This is a genomic window from Bradyrhizobium sp. T-12 (assembly GCF_058314695.1).
Map to the genome: position 1 here is coordinate 663,011 of NZ_JBZFQJ010000002.1, position 18,290 is coordinate 681,300.

At 57.0% G+C, this 18,290-nt stretch carries 13 protein-coding genes and 3 pseudogenes; 9 read left to right on the forward strand and 7 right to left on the reverse strand.

Translation table 11 applies throughout. The features are described 5' to 3' along the window. The first annotated feature begins 9 nt into the window (after positions 1-9). Positions 10-644 (forward strand): annotated as a pseudogene (gene leuD / locus AC0WRY_RS37430) (3-isopropylmalate dehydratase small subunit). A 647-nt stretch (positions 645-1,291) separates the two neighbouring features. On the opposite strand, the gene AC0WRY_RS37435 reads toward leuD, so the two are convergent. From AC0WRY_RS37435 to AC0WRY_RS37465, 7 genes and pseudogenes are all read right to left on the reverse strand, one after another. Next, positions 1,292-1,618: a helix-turn-helix domain-containing protein gene (locus AC0WRY_RS37435; RefSeq protein WP_128929976.1), complete on the reverse strand. Its 327-nt coding sequence runs from the start codon at positions 1,616-1,618 to the stop codon at positions 1,292-1,294. A gap of 9 nt (positions 1,619-1,627) precedes the next feature. Next, a complete protein-coding gene (locus tag AC0WRY_RS37440; RefSeq protein WP_128929975.1) occupies positions 1,628-2,959 on the reverse strand; it encodes a type II toxin-antitoxin system HipA family toxin in 1,332 nt (443 codons plus the stop codon). Positions 2,960-3,569: 610 nt separating this feature from the next. Continuing rightward, positions 3,570-4,675 (reverse strand): annotated as a pseudogene (locus AC0WRY_RS37445) (IS630 family transposase). Between the two features lie 63 nt (positions 4,676-4,738). Beyond that, complete coding sequence (locus AC0WRY_RS37450; protein ID WP_128929974.1) at positions 4,739-6,088, reverse strand: alpha/beta hydrolase; 1,350 nt, start codon at positions 6,086-6,088, stop codon at positions 4,739-4,741. Positions 6,089-6,100: 12 nt separating this feature from the next. Beyond that, positions 6,101-7,267 (reverse strand): S1 family peptidase, encoded by a 1,167-nt coding sequence (locus AC0WRY_RS37455; protein ID WP_232995545.1) that lies wholly within the window; start codon positions 7,265-7,267, stop codon positions 6,101-6,103. Positions 7,268-7,275: 8 nt separating this feature from the next. Further along, positions 7,276-7,851, reverse strand: coding sequence for a matrixin family metalloprotease (locus AC0WRY_RS37460; RefSeq protein ID WP_237864942.1), 576 nt, complete (start codon positions 7,849-7,851; stop codon positions 7,276-7,278). 102 nt (positions 7,852-7,953) lie between these two features. Next, complete coding sequence (locus tag AC0WRY_RS37465; RefSeq protein ID WP_128955132.1) at positions 7,954-9,042, reverse strand: hypothetical protein; 1,089 nt, start codon at positions 9,040-9,042, stop codon at positions 7,954-7,956. 279 nt (positions 9,043-9,321) lie between these two features. Here AC0WRY_RS37465 and AC0WRY_RS37470 point away from each other — a divergent pair, with 279 nt between their 5' ends. The 8 genes and pseudogenes from AC0WRY_RS37470 to AC0WRY_RS37505 all read left to right on the forward strand — a co-directional run. Continuing rightward, complete coding sequence (locus AC0WRY_RS37470) at positions 9,322-10,647, forward strand: carbon-nitrogen hydrolase family protein (RefSeq protein WP_128929971.1); 1,326 nt, start codon at positions 9,322-9,324, stop codon at positions 10,645-10,647. A gap of 76 nt (positions 10,648-10,723) precedes the next feature. Beyond that, on the forward strand, positions 10,724-11,686 hold the full coding sequence (locus AC0WRY_RS37475; protein ID WP_128955131.1) for a helix-turn-helix domain-containing protein: 963 nt from the start codon (positions 10,724-10,726) through the stop codon (positions 11,684-11,686). Next, positions 11,676-12,137 (forward strand): hypothetical protein, encoded by a 462-nt coding sequence (locus tag AC0WRY_RS37480; protein WP_128929969.1) that lies wholly within the window; start codon positions 11,676-11,678, stop codon positions 12,135-12,137. Before AC0WRY_RS37475 ends, AC0WRY_RS37480 begins: the two co-directional genes overlap by 11 nt. A 297-nt stretch (positions 12,138-12,434) precedes the next feature. Next, positions 12,435-12,746, forward strand: a complete 312-nt coding sequence (locus AC0WRY_RS37485) for a type II toxin-antitoxin system HigB family toxin (protein WP_128929968.1) — start codon at positions 12,435-12,437, stop codon at positions 12,744-12,746. Next, positions 12,746-13,120, forward strand: coding sequence for a helix-turn-helix domain-containing protein (locus AC0WRY_RS37490; protein ID WP_074274398.1), 375 nt, complete (start codon positions 12,746-12,748; stop codon positions 13,118-13,120). Before AC0WRY_RS37485 ends, AC0WRY_RS37490 begins: the two co-directional genes overlap by 1 nt. Positions 13,121-13,735: 615 nt before the next feature. Further along, positions 13,736-14,812 carry an AAA family ATPase gene (locus AC0WRY_RS37495; protein WP_128929967.1) on the forward strand — a complete coding sequence of 359 codons (1,077 nt, stop codon included), beginning with the start codon at positions 13,736-13,738 and terminating at the stop codon, positions 14,810-14,812. Then, positions 14,715-17,249, forward strand: a complete 2,535-nt coding sequence (locus tag AC0WRY_RS37500; protein ID WP_128929966.1) for a S8 family serine peptidase — start codon at positions 14,715-14,717, stop codon at positions 17,247-17,249. Before AC0WRY_RS37495 ends, AC0WRY_RS37500 begins: the two co-directional genes overlap by 98 nt. Before the next feature lie 295 nt (positions 17,250-17,544). After that, positions 17,545-17,939: pseudogene (locus AC0WRY_RS37505) on the forward strand (Fic family protein); the annotation flags it as partial. Positions 17,940-18,290 lie beyond the last annotated feature (351 nt).

Below are 18,290 nucleotides of genomic sequence, written 5' to 3' on the forward strand. Positions count from 1 at the left end.
AGGCGGCAAATGGAAAAGTTTGTGACGTTGGAAGGTGTCGCCGCAGTGCTGGCGGACCCGAATATTGATACAGATGCAATTATCCCTGCCCGCTTCATGCGTTCTGCGAACGCTAATTTGGGTAAGGCCCTGTTCGCCAACAGCCGATTTCAGGACGACGGATCCGAACGCGCCGACTTTGTGCTGAATATTCCGCCATTTCGGAGCAGCTCGATCCTCGTGGCAGGCGATAACTTTGGCTGCGGCAGCTCGCGAGAAGCAGCAGTCTGGGCGCTGAAGCAATTTGGTATTCGCTGCGTTATCGCGAGAGCTTCGGGGAAATATTCTTCGAGAACTGCTTCAAGAATGGCGTTCTTCCGATCACATTGCCCAAAGCCGACTATGAGCAAATCCTAGGCGCGCTTGCGAAAGACCCCGGGCGTGAAATTAAGGTCGATCTTGAGCGATGTGAGATCAGGATGTCGTGTTCGCTATCGATACCGTTTGTCGTGTCGCCTTCGCGTCGGACAGCATTGCTTGAAGGGCTCGACGATATCCAGCTGACGCTGCGTTATGTCAGCGATATCGACGCATTCGAGGCCTTCGACGGGGTCGCGCGGCCATGGATGCGTCGCCCCACGTCATCTTTTGGCCGATCGCCGTAGAGCTGATGACGTCAGTTTCGTGGTGGGAGCCTTGGCAATTCAAGGCTCTGTCGTCCGGTGAACGCTAGCGGAAACGAAAAGACGCAAATGGTTACGCATTCCACGACATTTGATGATACGAATCTCTTGGAGCGAGCTTGGGTTTAACGCGCATCCAGCCCGGGCTCGGCTTCTCTCCTATGCGAAAAGCCTCGCGACTTTCGCTGGGGATATGGAGCGCTGTCTTTGTTTGTGAACCCCACGGCTCAAGATTATGACATTGTCCTCCTGGGTACGAGGTCAGTTCTTCAGTTCAAGACATTCGTCCTCCAGTCAAGTTTGAACGAAGATCTTGCAGCAACGCCACGGGGAAGCCGACCGGCCGAAGATGTTCGAAGGCGACCAAGGTGGATGAAAAGAGGCCAAGATCTCGCAGAATTGCACTTCGACGCAACCTCTTGCCGCTGTTTTTTGCGATCAGCGTCGCTCCTTTGGTCGGCCAAGGGCTCGCCCGGCACACCGGCAGTGTCATCTTGAAATAGACCAGCGTACCGGATTTGCGCCTCCTCAAAACTCCAGAGCATTACGGACCGTTTGCGAACACGCCAAAGAGATTCCTCACGAATGGCCATTCGGAAGAATCTATTCGGTTCGAGACGCGCTCATCATCAATGTGGCCCGGCAGATTTCTCATCTTCGCGAGAGGCCGTTGTCGCCCCAGCAGCGATCGGAATAAAGCCGATTTGGAAACCGAATGCGCGACCTATTTTGTCTAGCGTTTGCGCAGTAGGATTGGCCGCTCCTCTTTCAATGTCGGCGACTTGGCGCGGTGTCAGCTTAAACAGTCGGGCGAACTCAATCTGGGTGAGCCCGAGGGCTTGACGCATCTCGGCGACAGCCTCCGGCAAGCGGAGAGTACCCGCGCGCGCTTTGGCTGCAATTGCGGCGCGACGATCTCGGATCTCCTCTTTCGTAGGTTTACGCCATCTGGCCATGAGGCTCGCCTAATCTGTCACATTGCGCAGTTTGGCAACACCGTTCGCCATATCTTCGTTGCGAATGATTGCATTCGTCACGACGGAGACCGGCACGCCGCACTTTCTTGCAATCTCTGGAAGGGCCCGGAGAAGATCTTCCTTAGCTGCCAAAGCGGACATCAATTTGTGGGCGGGCACCTTGGGGCTAGAAACTGTCTCACAGACGAGCCTCCAATCAGGATTGGTGTCCTGTCCTCCACCATCGAGCATGCACCCCCACCTTGTGGAACGGACGATGCCCGCTGTCGCGATCTTCATTGGTGCGAAATCGAACAAGGGGGCGAGACGTATGCTTCCATCCGGGAATTTTCTAAGCGCGGCGTTTCGACCATGATTATCGGGATTGCCCATAGCCAGGTTCAAGACATCTCGCAGCAGATACTCCGTCGTGTCCTCCAGCGGACACGACGAGACCTGTTGGATTGTTTTCAGATAAGTTTCGTGCCTGCTCTGAAATGCAAACTCCGCAACGCCAATCGCAGAGACCAGACTCTCTTGTCCGTAGCGGATTAGACCACCCGACGTCACCCTGCGGTCAAACCGTGGAATGACAAGCACACCATTGCCGTAGGTGCTCGTGCGTTCGACGTTGACGCCAAACTCTTTTGCGACCACCGAATAGCCCGATTCAGACTCCAGGATCCGCTGATCCACCGGCTCATCACTACGCAGAAGCTTTACGATGATAAATTCGAGGGCGTCCGCGTCCGGGACCATCGAATTCGGATACCAAAGTCCGTCTCGGGAGCGAGTCAGTGACACCTTGGGCCAGTCACCTTGCAGCCCACTCGAACCCGAGGCAAGCAAGGAAAAGCGATCAGCAACTTCGAGAAACGCATCGCTCCGATCGAGAATTTCTTCCATAGTGATTCCCGCGACCGATATGTCCTGAAGACGTTCGACCTCCTGATCATATGCTTCTTTGATGCGAATATTGCCGACGGGAGAACTCGCAGCTCTCATGAGAAGATGGACTTGGGTAGAAGGCGCCTCGACCGGAAGGTTCAGAAATCGCGCGATCCTCTCGGCGTGGTGACCTTGAGGAATTAGGTCCAGTAGAAAAGCTGGCCAGGTGCTTGCTGCGCGATCCACCAGATCGACTGGGGCGTTGATCGAGTAAGCATGTACGCCTTTAAGGGGACGGTCTTCCGCAAATGGAATGGCGCCGAACTTGGCAAAATAGCCCATTTCGTAGCTAGTTCTGGAAGGCGTCGTGTAGCCCTTTTCGGGGGCTTCCAAGTTGACAATGGCCGCCTCGTGCCACGTGCCTTCTATGAAAGTTTCTACAGTCAGGTCCATTTACAAATCCCTTTAGGGATGTATATGGCAGGTGAGCTCAAGAATCAACCCATTATAATGGAAGTATTAATAGCGGAGGATCCGTTCGGACACTGCAGTCGTTGCCCATCATGCTTTTGGCCTGCCGGATCTTTGCGCCGCCACCACGGACTGAGCGGCCCCTCAGAGATGCTCGCCCCGCGATCAAGTGCGGTGACGGCGCAGCCCTGTATTCAGCTCTCATTCTGATGGGCTTCATGCTGAAGAGCGGACCCGGCCAGAGGACCCAGAGGGCGCCTCCTTCGGCAAGACCTAAAAAGCGCAAAGGCTGGCTGTTATGATGGAGCGTCGCACGCTCAAACATCAAAAGCCCGAACGGACTTTTACCATCAACTGAGTAAGCGGCACTCGTACGACGAGATGCGCGCTATCCCGATCCAAACTGTGGTCTTCCCGGGCGCATGCATGTACGGTCCCCGATCTCACCACGGCCCGCTTCTCACTATCGTGCAAGACTGCTCGATTCCGCGAAAGCTGCGCGACATTTGCTGCCGTTACATAAAGGCTTCGAAATAGGAACGAGCCGCACATCAACGAGGATTAATGCGCACGCCCCCCTAGTCACGTGAATCTAAAGTTCGCCGCATAAAGTCTGCTGGGCTTTGTGGCAGAAGCGTTTGACGGAAGCCAAGATCTGGTCTGCAGACTTGGTCCATTTGAAGGGCCTCGGGTTATTGTTGTGCAGTTCGATGAAGGTACGGATGTCGGCCTCGAGCTGTCTGACGGAGGTGTGAACACCTCGCTGGATCTGCTTTCTGGTGAGTTCAGCGAACCAGCGCTCGTTCTGATTGATCCATGACGCGGAAGTCGGCGTAAAGTGGACATGGTTGTGCGGCCGGCGAGCGAGCCACGCCTTGATCTTAGGTGTCTTGTGGGTGGCGTAGTTGTCCATGACGATGTGGACCGCAAGCCCCTCGGGGATTTGAGCGTCGATTTCCTTGAGGAACTTCAAGAACTCGACCGCCCGATGACGCTTGTAGCATTTGCCAATGACAAAGCCGGAAGCGACATCGAGCGCGGCAAACAGTGTGGTCGTGCCATGTCGCACATAACTGTGCGTGCGACGTTCTGGCATCCCAGGCATCATCGGCAAGACCGGCTGCTCGCGATCGAGTGCCAGGATCTGGCTTTCTCATCAACGCTGAGGACAACGGCTCGGTTCGGTGGGGATAGATAAAGGCCGACAATGTACCTTGTCGACGAACAGTGGATCGCTCGACAACTTGAATGTCTGGCTACGGTGCGGTTGCAAGCTGAACGCCGACCACATTCGGCGGATCGTGGTGTGGGAAAAGCCAGTTTCCGCAGCCATCGAGCGGATCAACCAGTGCGTCGCGTCGGCCGGCGTCGTACGCAATGTCCGCTCGATTACCTCAGCAACCTGATCGTCGTCGATGGTGCGAGGGCGGCTCGGGCGGGCTTCATCAAGCAGGCCATCACAGCGATCCTTCTAAAAAAACCGACGGCGCCACTTGCCAACGGTGTGTTCATGGATGCCGAGTTCAGCAGCCACAGACTTGCTTGGCAGGCCATCCGCACATCGCAGGATCGCGCGGCATCGCTCAGATAGCACCGCGCGACACGATGACGACGAACTTGCCTCTCTAGGTACGTGCGCTCCTGCGGACTGAGCACTAACGGCGCGATCGGCCGGCCTCTCACACCTGCATTCCCCACAAGCGCTCTCCTCTACAAAGATTCGAGCCATCAACTAATGTGATGAACTTGCGTTCCAGATGACTAGTAAGGATACATCCAATAGGTCGCGTTGAGCTCGTTAGGCATCGAGCGCAAAGTTGGGGTCCGCTGCGGTGGCTTGAGGTGGCTAGATGAGGAGATGATCCGGCCGATATCGTCGAGGACCGCCCGGCTCGTTGAATAGGTACTATGATTGAGCGCGAACATTTCGCTTCCGACCGCAGAGACATCGATCGTCTCGATGCCCGAGACGAGAGTTGGACCGCTCTTAGTCACATAGCCCATTCGCGATTTCGACTGCGCCTTCTTCATCGAGGCGAGCAGAGCCAGATCAGTTGACGAGGCGTACACGGTCACCGCACCCGCGGCCGCTTTGATCTGGTTAGCCCGCTCCAGATAGAGGTCACGGTCGACGTCGGGTGCTGCGAAAATCAGCTCGGTAATGCCAAGCGCTGTTTGGCTCAGCGCTGCCTGCTGCAAGGCGCCCAATACCACTTCGCTGCCAAGGCTGTGTGCGATCAGGATGATCCGCGAAACGTTCCCCTCCGTCTTGATGAGCTTGAGAAGATCGAACAATCCATCGGTGGCATGCAAAGCACTTTCGCGGTCGTAATCGTAATCCGCCAACCCGCCTTTCGAGGGCCAGGAATAAATCATGACGCGGCCCTTGTAATTTGCATCGAAGGCAATCTGAGCGGCCTTGAACGCTGCATCCGAGAAAGGAACATTGTAGCCATGGACGAACAGCATCAGGCTGTCGGCAGGATTGGCGATCGCGGAGGCAAACTCCTCTCGTGAGAGCTTCGATAGAGTCTGGATTCGAAAGTGCTTTCCGTCCTGCTCGGCCTCTGTCCAAATGCCGTACAGATATGTCTTTGGCGTTTCGACTTCGCCCATCTTGTGAACGATCGGTATGCTCACAGTCACGCAGCCATAGGTATTCGTGGCCGAACGATCATAGGTGATCTGTTTCAGCTGCAGATTCGGGCCTCCCATCACCTCGCGGTTGGTCGCAAAATAAACGGGCACCAAGCCCTTGATGGCGGGCTTGTTGGGAGCCTCGGCGCCAGTTGGCGTCGGTTTCTCGGGAGGTGCTTCCTCACTTGCCTCACCCGTTGTGGGGCGATGATAGCCATAATCATGGCGTCTCGGACCATAATACCTCGGGCCGTAATACCTTGCGGCATGATGGTGATATCCTGTCAATGCACGCCCGTGGTGCTGATGCGTGTTTTGGGCTTGGGGCTTTGACGGTCTCGAGATAGGTGCTTGATGAGCGCAGCCGACGACAAACATGCAGACCAGAGCAATTAAAGCCGCGCGGAGCTGCCGGAACGACGAGAGCCAGTGCAGCGCATTTGAAGAATCGGCTCGCAATGTCGAGACGACCATGGCCCCTCCTCCTTACTTCGCAAGAACTTGAGATAGATTGACGGTAGCACCGAGCCATCCACGGTACCGATCGACGGCGGGTCCACTGGTCAGCTTGTAGGTGAAGCGCGCCTCTGCACCGCCATCGTTGATGGCGCAAGCAATGTTGCCGGCTCCGTTTGCCGTCTCGACATGCCAGGAGCAGCCGGTGATACGGTAGCCCGGCTCGGCTGGGAACGTCTCGGCGTAGTCGGCCGAATGCTCGGCAAACACGACGGGATGATCATCCTTGGTCTTGTCGACGGTGTATGAGCGCTCGATCTGCTTGAGCTCGACGAGTTGCGATAGCGGAACATTGACGATGAGCCGCCGGTCTTCTGGAAGCAACGTGTGAAGCGCGCCGGCCAGGATCTCGGGAATTTTCACGCCCTGATTGGCTTGCGTCTGCACATGGGTCGAGTTGAGCTTGCTCCAGTTCTCGAATGAGATTGTAGTGTCGACCCATTTGGTCCAGCAGACGGATGGTTGGGGGATAGCCGCAATCAGCTTGTAGAGCGGACTCGCGGCTATGACCGTGGCAGGAATGATGAAATTCACTCCGTTGACCTGGGCATCGTTCCATTTGACGATGCCGCCGACAGCGATACCGAGGAGCGCGCCGAACTCGTTGAACGCGGGACCTCCGCTGTTGCCGACGTTCATGACAGTATCGGTTTGCCAGCGCCCATTTGGGCTGGTTTGATTGCTGATCAGGCCGCTCGATATGCTCAGATCCAGGTCGAGGGGATAGCCGAGCAGATAGAGTTGGGTTCCCATTGGGGCCTGCTGGCTTTCATTGATGACCGGCATTGGGCAGCGCGATGCTCCGCCGCTGTTGCTGGCCGGCTGGGCCAACTCGAGAAGGGCAAGATCGTTGGCGTCGTCGCGGTGAATCGCGCTGACTTTGATTGGGTTTGCGTTGCGCGAGCCAAGGCGAGCATCGACCTCAAAGCTCTTGTAGTTTTCCTCGCGTCCGACCACATGGCTGTTGGTGAGCACGAGGTTGTCGCCGATCAGAAGGCCGGAGCCGCCTCCGACTTCCTGCTTGCCGTTGTACATAACGCCGACAAACTGGACATGAACAGTCCTGACGTTATAGCGCGCGGCGATCTGCACCGCGGCGCGATCGGCTAGCGCCTGCCCGGAGATGACAAAGAGCAAGGCGAGGGTCAGGACGGATAAAACGTTCTGACGGCTGCGATATCGAGTGGGCTGAGTTGTCCGCTTCCGTTCCATGCTGGATTACAATAGTTCATGATGGAATTGGGGTCGTATTTAGTGACTTTGTAGTCGCCGACCGATCCTGAAAATTTCTCGTTGCGGCACTGTTCCGGAGCATCGTCGCGGTTCTGCTCGTGAGTAAAGCCGAGCGCGTGCCCGAATTCGTGGACAGCGACCGCACGAATGCAGAATTCGCGCTTATTGATGCATCCTTTACTCCAATGATTGAAGCTGAAATTCAAGGTCATGCCCGAAGACTTGCCATCGAGATACTTGCCGACGACGTCGGTGTGCGCGCCCTCGTCGGCGATGCGCACATGGACGCCGGCTGCGCCCTCTTTACAGGCAGGCCAGGTCTTGGCGAACCAAACGCCTCCTTGTGCTGCGCTTTCCCAGGTCTCGGCCACGGCTTTTCGGACGAGTTCTGCATATTTCTGGTCATGAGGATTGAGGTTTTCCCAGCAGACCGGGATTTCCTTCACGTCCCATTTGGAGCTGCGGATCACAGTTCCGAAGAGCTCCATCTCCGACACCCCTGAGGGAAGCGCAGGCTGAGCCTTCGCGCTGCTGCAGGGGAGGAGCACGAGAAGAACCAGCAATCCGAGCAGGCAGTAACGAGTCATGTTTTATTGAGTAGGCGTTGGAGATGGCGGGAAGACTGGCACCGGCGCGAAGATAAAGCCGTTCGTCCGCGGGCCACCACCAGCCCTTGGCCGGCGGGCTGCGGCCCCCCCGCTCTCCGGCAACTCCTGCGACTTTTCCCCTCCCGGGATTGGTGTCGTGTAAATCGGATTGTCCTTTGATCCGAGCGCCGGCTGTTTGGCTGCATAGCTGGCCGAGCCAGACTTTGCTCCGTTGGCCAAGACGGCATTCGGCCCATTGATGTAGATACCGAGATTGCTGAATTGCTGCGCAGATGCGGAGGCTTGGATGGCGGCCGGTGTCCAGCGCGCCGATGTAAGGGAGTATTTGGCCTCGATGCCTCCGGTCACTTGGATCGAAAAAGTATAGGTCATCTGCGCTGGCTCAGCTATTTCCGATGGCATAGCCGGCGTCAGGTTGTTGGCGGCGATCAAAATTGCATTGTCGCGCAGCCAGGCCGCCAATGGCTTGGAGGCATCGACGGTGATGCGCTTGAAAGCGGCCCGTTCCGGATATTTGTTTTCGGCGAGAGCTTCGAGCTCGAGGAGCTCGGTCGGCGTTCCCCGGTAGCAGCCGCGCTCATATGTTGCCGGGCTAGATGCCAGCGGCAAGGTATCAGACGCAAGCTCGGCATTCTGTTTCAAGAGAAATGACCAGATCAGGTCGTAGGTGTCCTGCGCCGAAGCCGTGGGGCCGACATGGGTCACTTCGGCGGTGGTGGCACTTAGAACGCGCTTATAGTCGAAGGCGGTGCCGGACCCGACACCGCCGGTATCGGTTACTTTCAGTTCCAGGAAGAAGGTGCCGTATAGGAACGGGTCGATGTCGAAATGGGCGAAGCGGTCGAACGCCTCTTCCGGCCTGGTCTTGTAGATCTTGAGGTAGTGCTTCCGCCTTTCGCGCTCGATCTGATAAAAGGTGACGACCTCGCACCGGATCGATTTGAGAAAATATGGCAGTTCGCCGGCTGTGATCACGCCAGTCTGCGGATCGTGCACATAGTACAGGCTGGTGCATCCGCCCATCGCAAAGCAGGCGCCAAGGCAAGCCGCGGCCCGGCTGATCTTCCACATCGATTGTGCCCCCTGTCCGCTTCGCGTCGCTCGCGCGCGGATCTCCCGCCCAGATTGAAATGCTTTGCTCGTGCTTCGTCAAGAGTATCGGAAGCCATATGCAGCTTTTCGTTGCCATCGTATAATTCGATGCAGAGTTTCTGCGCGTTCTGACATTCAGAGCAACTGCGCCCGCAGCTAGATGATGAGACGCGCGTAAGTCACAGTCGGGCCGATTGCAAATAGCGAACCGTACGCCTATCAATGGCACATATTGGCGAAGTCGTTTGGACGAGTCGTTTGCCTGGGCCTGCGGACAGCCGCCTGAAGACAACGGAGTTCGGCAAGTGGAAGAAGGCAGCTGGTGAGCTTGCTCAATCACAGGCCTCGATGACGCATGCCAGAAGGGACGAACTGAGGAAGGCTCTGATCGAGCTCGACAAGTTGTTCCGCAAGGCGCCGCCGAGCGTGTACAAGGCTTACCGCAATCTTTCGGAGCGGCGTCTTGAAGAATCTGCCCGGAGTTTCGGTGACAGCGTCGGAGAAGGCCGCCTCCTTTGGTCCGTTTCCGAGGAGACCCCCGAGCAGGTTGCTGTGTCGCTTGGAGGTCTCATCCGGGCCATCGACCGCGTGCTGCTCGAGCGGCGGTCGCAATGGCCGATTGCATCGGGCGAGTGGCGCCTGGAGGCGCTCGGATGCTGGTTCATTCCGCGACAGGGCGTGAGCGCCGGCCGCCCTGCCCGGCGGAGCCAAGCCTATTCAAAGCGAGGCCTGCTATTTCATCGGATCCTGCCCACCTTCATTGACGGCTATGCCGTCGAGGTGGTCGATAGCCGTACCTTGCATAGTGCCGCTCAAGACCCCACGAATTGGAAAATGGGCGCCTGCCTTTTCGAGGCGCTCAAGCTTGAGGCGGAGTTCGCAACGGTAGACGGGGACAAGCGTTTCATCGTCAGCGGCGTCGATGCGCCGGCGGCGGGGAACGCGGTCTTGCTTCAGATGGCGAACGCGTTGCAGGAGAACTGCATCGCAATCGTCTGGCCCGAGCTCACGGTACCACCAGGACTGCGAGAAAAGATCGTCAAGTTCATCCGCGAGCGAGATGTGGCCGACCCGCTGGAGCCTCCGGAGATCGTCATTCCGGGAACGTGGCACGAGGTGGCAGGCAAGGAGATTGTGAATCGGGCCCGGATTTATGACGGTTATGGCGAGGAGCGGCTCGTCTACGACAAGATCGCCCCTTACGCCGATGACGACTGGGGGATCGAAAACATAACTGCTGGCGAGCGGATGTGCGTGCTTGCGACTGAAGGCGCCCTGATTGGCGTCGCAATTTGCCTCGACTTCTGTGACGTCTGCGACACGCCCTTCAGGGACCTGGATGTCGATGTGATGCTGGTCCCCTCGATGGGGAACGACCGCACCATGCAGGGCCACCAGACGACTGCGAGCCAGGTGGAAGTGAAGTTCGGCACGCGAAGTTTTGTCGTGCAACATCCCACCCACAACCGCTACGGGGATGGCCGGCTTGGTACTATATTACCCCTCCTCAAAGAGCCGAACGCTGTTTCCGCCCGGGAACTCGGTCAAAAGACCGTTTGGACTGCCTACAAATGGGGCCGGTGACACCCTAGATTCAGAGACTAAAATCAGAGTAAAGCGTTGTAAAATGATCTTAAGGGTTGTGACGTAGGGTATGGCCATGTCGGACGTAGCATTGGAAAAGATAGAGAGCGGCGAGGCCACCGCGACTGAGGCGCGGAGCGTCATTTCGGAATTCCTTAAAGAGGGATCCGAAAGCAGCCTGGAGCGTATTTACGCAACACTTGGGGCTTGGCTCTGGAATTCTCTGGAGAGCCGGCGCCGCGATCCGGAGCTGCGGGAATGGTTTGATATTCTGCGTCGGGTGAGCGCCTCGCTCGCGCCGAAGAATGCCGCCTATGCCGAGCGCTTCAGAGCGTTTTACGATCTTCTGCAGATGTCGATCAACACCGCCAAGGTTGCTCGTCCAAGCGAGGTCATGCACCGTCAGCATGTCGTCGAGATACTTCGGTTGTTGCGGGATGCACCGTCGCGTCAGCTGGAGAAGACGGTCATTGCTAAGAAACTGGATCTGAAGGATGCCAATCTCAGCCGCATTCTTCGCCTGATGACCAATGCGCGTTTTGTGGAACGAACGGCGGCTGGAAAGTTTGCTCATTTCGCGCTGACGCGCGATGGCCTTATGGCGCTTGAAAGGCACGAAGGGCCCACAGCAAGGGGCGCTGGCCAATTGGCGCAGCTTATGCGCAGGAAAATGGGTCTCAGAACCCACCCTGCCCTCACGGCTGAAGAAAATGTCGTTCTTCGCAGCCTGTTTGATTTGCCGAGCCCGATGCATCCTACGTTGCATGCGGCGGGACTAGTGATGCGTGACCCGCTTGGCGTCCGTCAGGTGATGGAGGACTACCTGCTTCATCCGCCGGCACCGACAGCTCCCGGCTATATGAAGGCGCGAACGAAGAGCTCGTATCATGGCTCGTCGGTGACGGTCGTGCAGGTGAAGAAAGCCGAAGGTCACGGCGCCTCCACATCGATTGAGGCGGTGAACAGTCCAAAGCCCGTCTCGTTCCCTTCGGGTATGCTGCACTTGAGCGCAGGAGAGGACTCCGAGCATGTCGAATGAGGATCTCGGGGCTTCGACAACGGAGCAGGCGCAAGGCGAATCGGAATCGCTAGTATTGTATGGAAACACCCTGCTCGATCGGTTGACCTTTGTTTCGACGACGTTCAGCTCGCTCATCATGAGCATGGGAAGGGTCGGGCGCGACAACCGCGAGGTGTTGGTGCCACTGGTCGAAGTCAGATTCGAAGGTCCCTCTGGCCAGGACGAAAGCGCCTTGAAGTCTTTCTTTTCGGAGCTCGTGCCGCTGGAAAACCTCGCCTTCGTCCTCGAAGACATCTCGGGTGATCTTGCAACTGTTTGCCACCAGCTGAGCGCTGTGAGCGAGGGACCGGTCAAGCCTGATCTCAGGCGGCTTGCCGAAACGAGCAGGTTCCTGCAGGACGCCAAAAGCAACCTGGACAAGTGTCTCGCCGATCTGGAGCGAATTGGTCAGCCGCCCAATCTTCCCTAGCGGAAGTCTTGAGAGCATCTGCGGCGAGACGATTCTTTTGCTTCTAACGCACAAAATTGTCCAGTCGCAATTGACCGCGTCATTCTGAGTTCGAAATGCGATTTTGATTTATCAACCGCGGGGCGTGCCTAGAAGCGTTCGCGGCGGGCTTCGGCTTCGCCGCGAAAGTGCGAGCCGATCGGATCGTGAATTAGCCCCGAGTGGCAAGACTATCTTACTGTCGGCGGGCGGCATGCGTTTCCCAAAAATGGAAATTCCCCTCTTCCATTTTTGGGAAATCGACGGTAGTATCCCTTCATGCTGGTGGTCGGCACGGACCTTGGTGAGCGCTATTTTGCCGAACGCTCTGGTCATCGGGGCATCGATGCAGCGCGCGCTCAATACAGGGCATGGCTGGCAATTGCTGAGGCTTCGGACTGGCGGACGCCGCAACAGGTGAAGCGATCGCATCCCAAGGCAAGCATCCTGAAAGGCGGACGCGTGGTGTTCAACATCAAGGCCAATGACTACCGCCTGATCGCCATGGTTCAATATCGTGATGGCGTGTTGATGATCCGCTTTTTCGGCAGTCATGAAGACTGTGACAAGGTGGACGCGGAGACGGTGTGATGAAGGCAACATTGATAATTATCCAGAACCAGGCCGATCATGAGGCGGCCAAGGCGCTTGTCGGCAAGCTGATGCAATCTAACGAGGCTGCCGATCGAGCGCGTATGGTAGCTCAGGCTCGCCTTATCGAGGCTTATGAACGCGCACGCTGGCCGCGCAAAGCGCCGCCGTTGCCCGATTTGCTAACCTATCTGGTGGAACAACATGGTTTGACGCGCGCTGATCTTGTGCCGCTTCTGGGCACTGCTAGTCGCGTCAGTGAGGTCATGTCCGGCAAGCGCGAATTGAGCATGACGATGGTGAAGCGTCTGCGCGAACGTTTCCATATTCCAGCGGATTTGCTGATCTCCGCGAGCGGAAGTGTTGCGGCTTAGGTCAATCGGGACCATGACTTTCGATAGGGGGCTACTTTGCTCGGCGGCCGTGAATATTTGCATCGACGCGAGAAAGTTCAGCGCATGCGATTCCAACGCCTTTTAGGGATTAGGGTCATCCATTGCTTGCAGCAGCTCGACTATGCACGGATACGAGCATCGGCGCCCCCGGTGGGCTTGATCCATTTGCTCACGATTCTCGCTCCGGAACAGGTCGAACGCCGGTATTGGACTGCGACTTGACGGCATTGAACAAAAAGTGAACAATCCCCTGACGACCCCTCTCGGATGGGCATAAAGCGCCAAAGCGCGCGAGGCGAGTGCTCGAAGGCTCTGCCGGACTTTCGGTCGGCGCTAGCTATGAAGGCTGGCTAGTTTTGTCAGAGGCAGGCAGTCAACAGGATGACGGGGAATGCTTGAGCAGGCAGAACAGACTCGACCAGTCATGACGGCGGACGAGAAGTCTTATTTGTTGCAGCTTTTCAATATGTTAATCCCCGCCGGATAGGCTCGCCGAGCGACCCCGGCAAGGAACCTTGGTTATCGGCGAGTTGTTCACAAGCTGGGACCATTTCTAGCAGCGTGGGCGCGCAATCCTGTAATAGGCTGTCTGTCATGGCCAAGAGCGACTTACTCATATCTCTCGTGCGCGCCGGTGTGACCGGCGATCGGCCAATGATGCGCTCGGCGGTCGAAGCGATTGTGGCTGATGAGCGCGCAAAGAGTCATCACGCGCTGGCCGATCGGCTTGAGCGAGCGCTGCAGACGATAGCTGTGACGCCGCCAAGTCTGGTTGCCTCTCAGCGGTCTCCGCAAGCTGCTGGGCGCGACACGATTTTAGAAGTTACGCCACGCATATCTCTCGATGAGCTGGTTTTACCCTTGCCTGCGCGCGCCGAAGGGATGCAGCTGATCGAGGAGCATGTGCGGGCAGACGTGCTGCGGGCAAGCGGATATGAGCCGCGGCATCGGGTTCTCCTGTCTGGTCCTCCAGGCAACGGCAAAACTTCCTTTGCAGAAGCGATTGCAGAGGGCCTTTCTCTGCCGTTTTTCGTGGTGCGGTACGACGCGCTCGTAGGAAGCTATCTAGGCGAAACAAACGCGCGTCTTCGCGCGCTATTCGACTATGCGCGAACCCAACCTTGCGTTTTGTTTTTCGACGAGTTCGATGCGATTGGAAAAGAGCGTGGAGATGATCACGAAACGGGCGAAATCAAGCGCGTTGTTTCGTTTCTCTTGATGCAGATCGATAAACTTCCCAGTTACGTGGTAACAATAGCGGCTACGAATCATGCTGAATTGCTTGATCGAGCCGTATGGAGACGTTTTCAGATAAAGATTGCATTTCCCGCTCCGCAAGTTGCGGAAATCGCACATTTCATAGAACGAATTTATATGGGCTGGCCCGAGCGCCCTTCGCTGTCGGCTTTTGAACTCGCGCAAAAGATTGACGCAACCTCCTATGCTGAAGTGCTTGATTTCTGTCAGAACGTTCGACGGCGACAAATTCTTGGTCTTGGTGAGATCTCGATCGATTCTGCGGTCAAGACTGAACTCGAATTTTGGTCATCGAGAGTAAAGCCAGAGAACCTGCATGGCGGCCGATCCAACGAAGCCTCTGCTGCGACTGACGCCAGGCAATCAGGCGGCAAGACCAAAAGGCAGGCCGCAACCGATCCCCAGGCCGGCTAAATTCACGGCTGCTGCACAGAATGCAGCATTTGGCCCCCGCTTCCGTCGCCTCGAACAAGTCTTGGGTCGAGACCCAAGCGGCTTAACTTTGCGATCAGACCCGTCCGCGCTGGCGCCAGAGCGGCTGCTGGTTTTTGAGGTTCGGGGGGCAGTTGCGAATTTTGCGAATGCGATCCGAAGAGTGCCTGGTCTGGAGCTCATCGATGAAGAGGAGCTGGAGGGCGATGAGAAGGACAAGTCGCCTGAGGCCTATCTTCTTGTGCCAGATGTCACGGCTTTGCAGAACATCCTGTCGCTCTGGAAGAGATGGGTATCCGGGCAAGCAATTGGGGAGGGGTTCGCACCCTGGCGGGATGTCTTTGCGACGCTCCGTGACATCAGAGTATGGGGGCCGGGAGATCGTGTTCAAGATGGTGATCGAGAGATCCTTGCGCACGAGATCGAGCTCATGGGAGATGAGGAAATTCTCCCCGTTGAGATCGAGCTTGTGTTTCGATCGTCGGAGGACATGGCGGCTTCGAACCAACAAGGAGTCATCAGCGAGATTAGGGCGGTCGGTGGCACTCTTGTGACGCAGTGCCGGATCCCGGACATCGCCTATCATGCCCTTTTGGCTAACCTGCCAGTTGCCGCGATCCGGCAAATTACCGAGCGCTCCGCGACCGGGTTGAGCGGCATGGACCCGGTCATGCACATTCGGCCACAGAGTATTGTTGCGCCGGTGCAAGTCGAAGACGCCAGTCAGCTCCAAGGCGGACTGGGACCGCTTCCTTCTGAAGGCCAACCAATTTTGGCCTTATTGGATGGCGTGCCCGTTTCCCAGCACCCTCTGCTTCGTGATCGAATGAATGTCGACGATCAATTCGATTTAGAGGGCGCAGCCGTCGTGGCTGAAAGGGCTCACGGCACAGCTATGGCTTCTCTGATCGTGCATGGCGACCGAAACACCAATGAGCCGCCGCTGGCGCGCCGCATCCATTGCATACCGCTCTTGGGGGCTGCTGATCAATTTCCTGAGGACCGGCTGATTGTCGACCTGGTTTATCAAGCTGTGGTCTCGATGCGGCGCAACGACGATCCGAGCGCTCCGTCAGTTGTGATCGTCAATCTTTCGCTCGGCAATGTCCGAAAGCCATTTCATGGGCGGCTGTCGCCCTGGGCGAGGTTGGTCGACAGATTGGCCCATCGATATGGAATTCTGTTCTGCGTGAGTGCCGGCAATCACGCCGGCTCATTCGAGATAGCATCCATCCCCACCATGGCTGCTTATGAAGCGACGGACCAGCCCGATCGGGCCAGACATACGTTGTCCGCGCTGTCGCGATTGATCACTTCTCGCCGGCTGCTTTCACCGTCGGAAACAGTGAACGGGATCACGGTAGGCTCCGCCAATATCGACGCCGTTAGCGCAGCCGATCGCCGTAGCGCTAGAGGCAGGGTCGATCCGTATCATCCGATGATCATCACCAATCCATCCAGCGGATTGGGTCCAGGATTTGCAAACGGCGTCAAACCGGATATTTTGATGCCTGGCTCTCGTGAGCATTTAACCATGGTGGCCAGTGGAACGGCGCTTGCTGTAAGGCCAAGTGGACCTGCTCGACCGCATGGGCTCAAGGTTGCAGCTCCGCCGCGCGAGGGCAGCAGCAATTGGGAGCATTACACTTCCGGCACAAGTGCTGCGGCAGCTCTGGCCTCCAGGACGGCTCACAGAATTCATGACGCTTTGGAAGACACGTACGGGCAGGACTTTCTGTCCCTGCCCCACCATCAGCGCGCCGCGCTTCTCAAGGCGCTGTTAGTGCATACAGCCTCGTGGCCGCAAGATAGCGCCGAGCTCATCAAGAGCGTGCTAGGTCCAGCTGATGCAAAGCAATTCGTCAGGCAGAAGGATAATATCCGGCGCTTCTTAGGCTACGGCGTTGTTAGTCCGGACGATGCAATTTATTGCGCTTCCGACAGGGCGACGTTTTGGGCCGTCGGAACGCTGGCGCAGGAGACAAGACGTTCGGTTGTTGTTCCGTTACCGGCTTGCATGAGCGGCCAATCTCTCCCCCACTCGGTGACCGCAACGCTTGCATGGTTCACGCCCGTGCATCCCGGTCGACAATCGTATCGCTCAGTGAAGCTTTCGCTTTTGGCGAGTTCAGATGAGATCGATCAGTTCCGCGTGCAGCCATCCAAGACGCAGCCTGATGTCAATCAGGCAAGCAAGGGGACCGTTTTCTCTCGGCGCTGGCTGGGCGACAAGGCGCCGGCTCTGACAGTCGATTCTGAAATCGAGCTGATCATTCAACGCGAGCCTGACAGAGGCAGCAAGATAGACGAGCAAGTTCCGTTCGGCGTTGCTGTAACCGTAGCCATGCCAGGCATCATTGAGGTCTACAATGAGGCTCGAGCGCGGATTGCGCCGCCCATTGCCGTTCCGGTCCGCTAGCTCGATTGTGCTCGACCTTTGAAAGACGGATCTCACCAGCGATGGGCCTGCCTAAGGTGCCCGGAGGTGCCGCATCAATCCAAGAGGTTGAAATCCCGGGCCAAACGGCGCAGCTTTTGCACCTTTGAAATTCTCAGGTTCTCAGGCAATGAAGCCCAAGGTCTCTGGTTGCTCGCCTTCGATTCCCGCAGCGTGGACGGTTTCGTGTTCGGCGCGAGCTATCCGGCCTTGAAGAATCTCATCTCGTAAGATCGGCGACGTCCGCCTCCTCTAATGCCGCTGAACTTTCGGGAATATGTCGTTGAGCGCACAGTTTTCAGGAGCAGGGACGATTTTTCATGACCGGCGTTTGCCCGAAGCCGGTGCTCCGGCCGGCTATGCCGCCCTCATCGACGCTTATCACCTCTCCGCTCCAATTCCACGGACGCTCTCGGCGATCGGGACCAAGCATCGTATCCTAGAGCAGGATGGCTGGCGCCTTTACACACCTCGGCACGCCCCAGAAGCTTCCCTTGAGGCGCATCTAACATTGCGCTGAAATACGAGGGCGTGGATCTTGCCGTCCTGAAGCGGCTTTTTCTTGCTGTGGCCGAAGGCGAAATCGTCGAGCTGGTCAAACAGAAGCTGACCGGTCTTTACAGGCGTCGCATCTGGTTCCTGTATGAGTGGCTGCTCGGTCGAGAGCTGAACTGAGAAAGATCTTCCGAATGAAGCCAGAGTTCTTCAAGGGTTCGACACGTTCTGCGCCGGCGTCGAGCGTTTAGTCGATATGCCCGAGAGGACGCTGAATAACCTCTTCGGCTTTCTTCGGCAAAATCAAGGTAAGCTATCAAACCGCGCACGAGCCAATGAGTTCGCGGCGCTGACCCAAGAGGAAGTCGAGAGGATTGAACAGTTATACGCAGGTTCATTTGGCAAAGCAGAGCCGTAGCCAAGTCTCTGCCGTGCAGCGAGCGAGTATCGCTTTTTCAGATCCTGGAATCTGAATATGACTGCTCAAGTGGATCAGACTCGACGCGAGATCGGCTACCCCAGCCCGGA

Coding starts and splice junctions, on each gene's coding strand:
- AC0WRY_RS37450 (WP_128929974.1), bottom strand. CDS start 6,088: ATGGTCGTCTCGACATTGCGAGCCGATTCTTCAAATGCGCTGCACTGG.
- AC0WRY_RS37465 (WP_128955132.1), bottom strand. CDS start 9,042: ATGTGGAAGATCAGCCGGGCCGCGGCTTGCCTTGGCGCCTGCTTTGCG.
- AC0WRY_RS37490 (WP_074274398.1), top strand. CDS start 12,746: ATGAAGGCAACATTGATAATTATCCAGAACCAGGCCGATCATGAGGCG.
- AC0WRY_RS37460 (WP_237864942.1), bottom strand. CDS start 7,851: ATGGAGCTCTTCGGAACTGTGATCCGCAGCTCCAAATGGGACGTGAAG.
- AC0WRY_RS37440 (WP_128929975.1), bottom strand. CDS start 2,959: ATGGACCTGACTGTAGAAACTTTCATAGAAGGCACGTGGCACGAGGCG.
- AC0WRY_RS37485 (WP_128929968.1), top strand. CDS start 12,435: ATGCTGGTGGTCGGCACGGACCTTGGTGAGCGCTATTTTGCCGAACGC.
- AC0WRY_RS37495 (WP_128929967.1), top strand. CDS start 13,736: ATGGCCAAGAGCGACTTACTCATATCTCTCGTGCGCGCCGGTGTGACC.
- AC0WRY_RS37500 (WP_128929966.1), top strand. CDS start 14,715: ATGGCGGCCGATCCAACGAAGCCTCTGCTGCGACTGACGCCAGGCAAT.
- AC0WRY_RS37480 (WP_128929969.1), top strand. CDS start 11,676: ATGTCGAATGAGGATCTCGGGGCTTCGACAACGGAGCAGGCGCAAGGC.
- AC0WRY_RS37435 (WP_128929976.1), bottom strand. CDS start 1,618: ATGGCCAGATGGCGTAAACCTACGAAAGAGGAGATCCGAGATCGTCGC.
- AC0WRY_RS37475 (WP_128955131.1), top strand. CDS start 10,724: ATGTCGGACGTAGCATTGGAAAAGATAGAGAGCGGCGAGGCCACCGCG.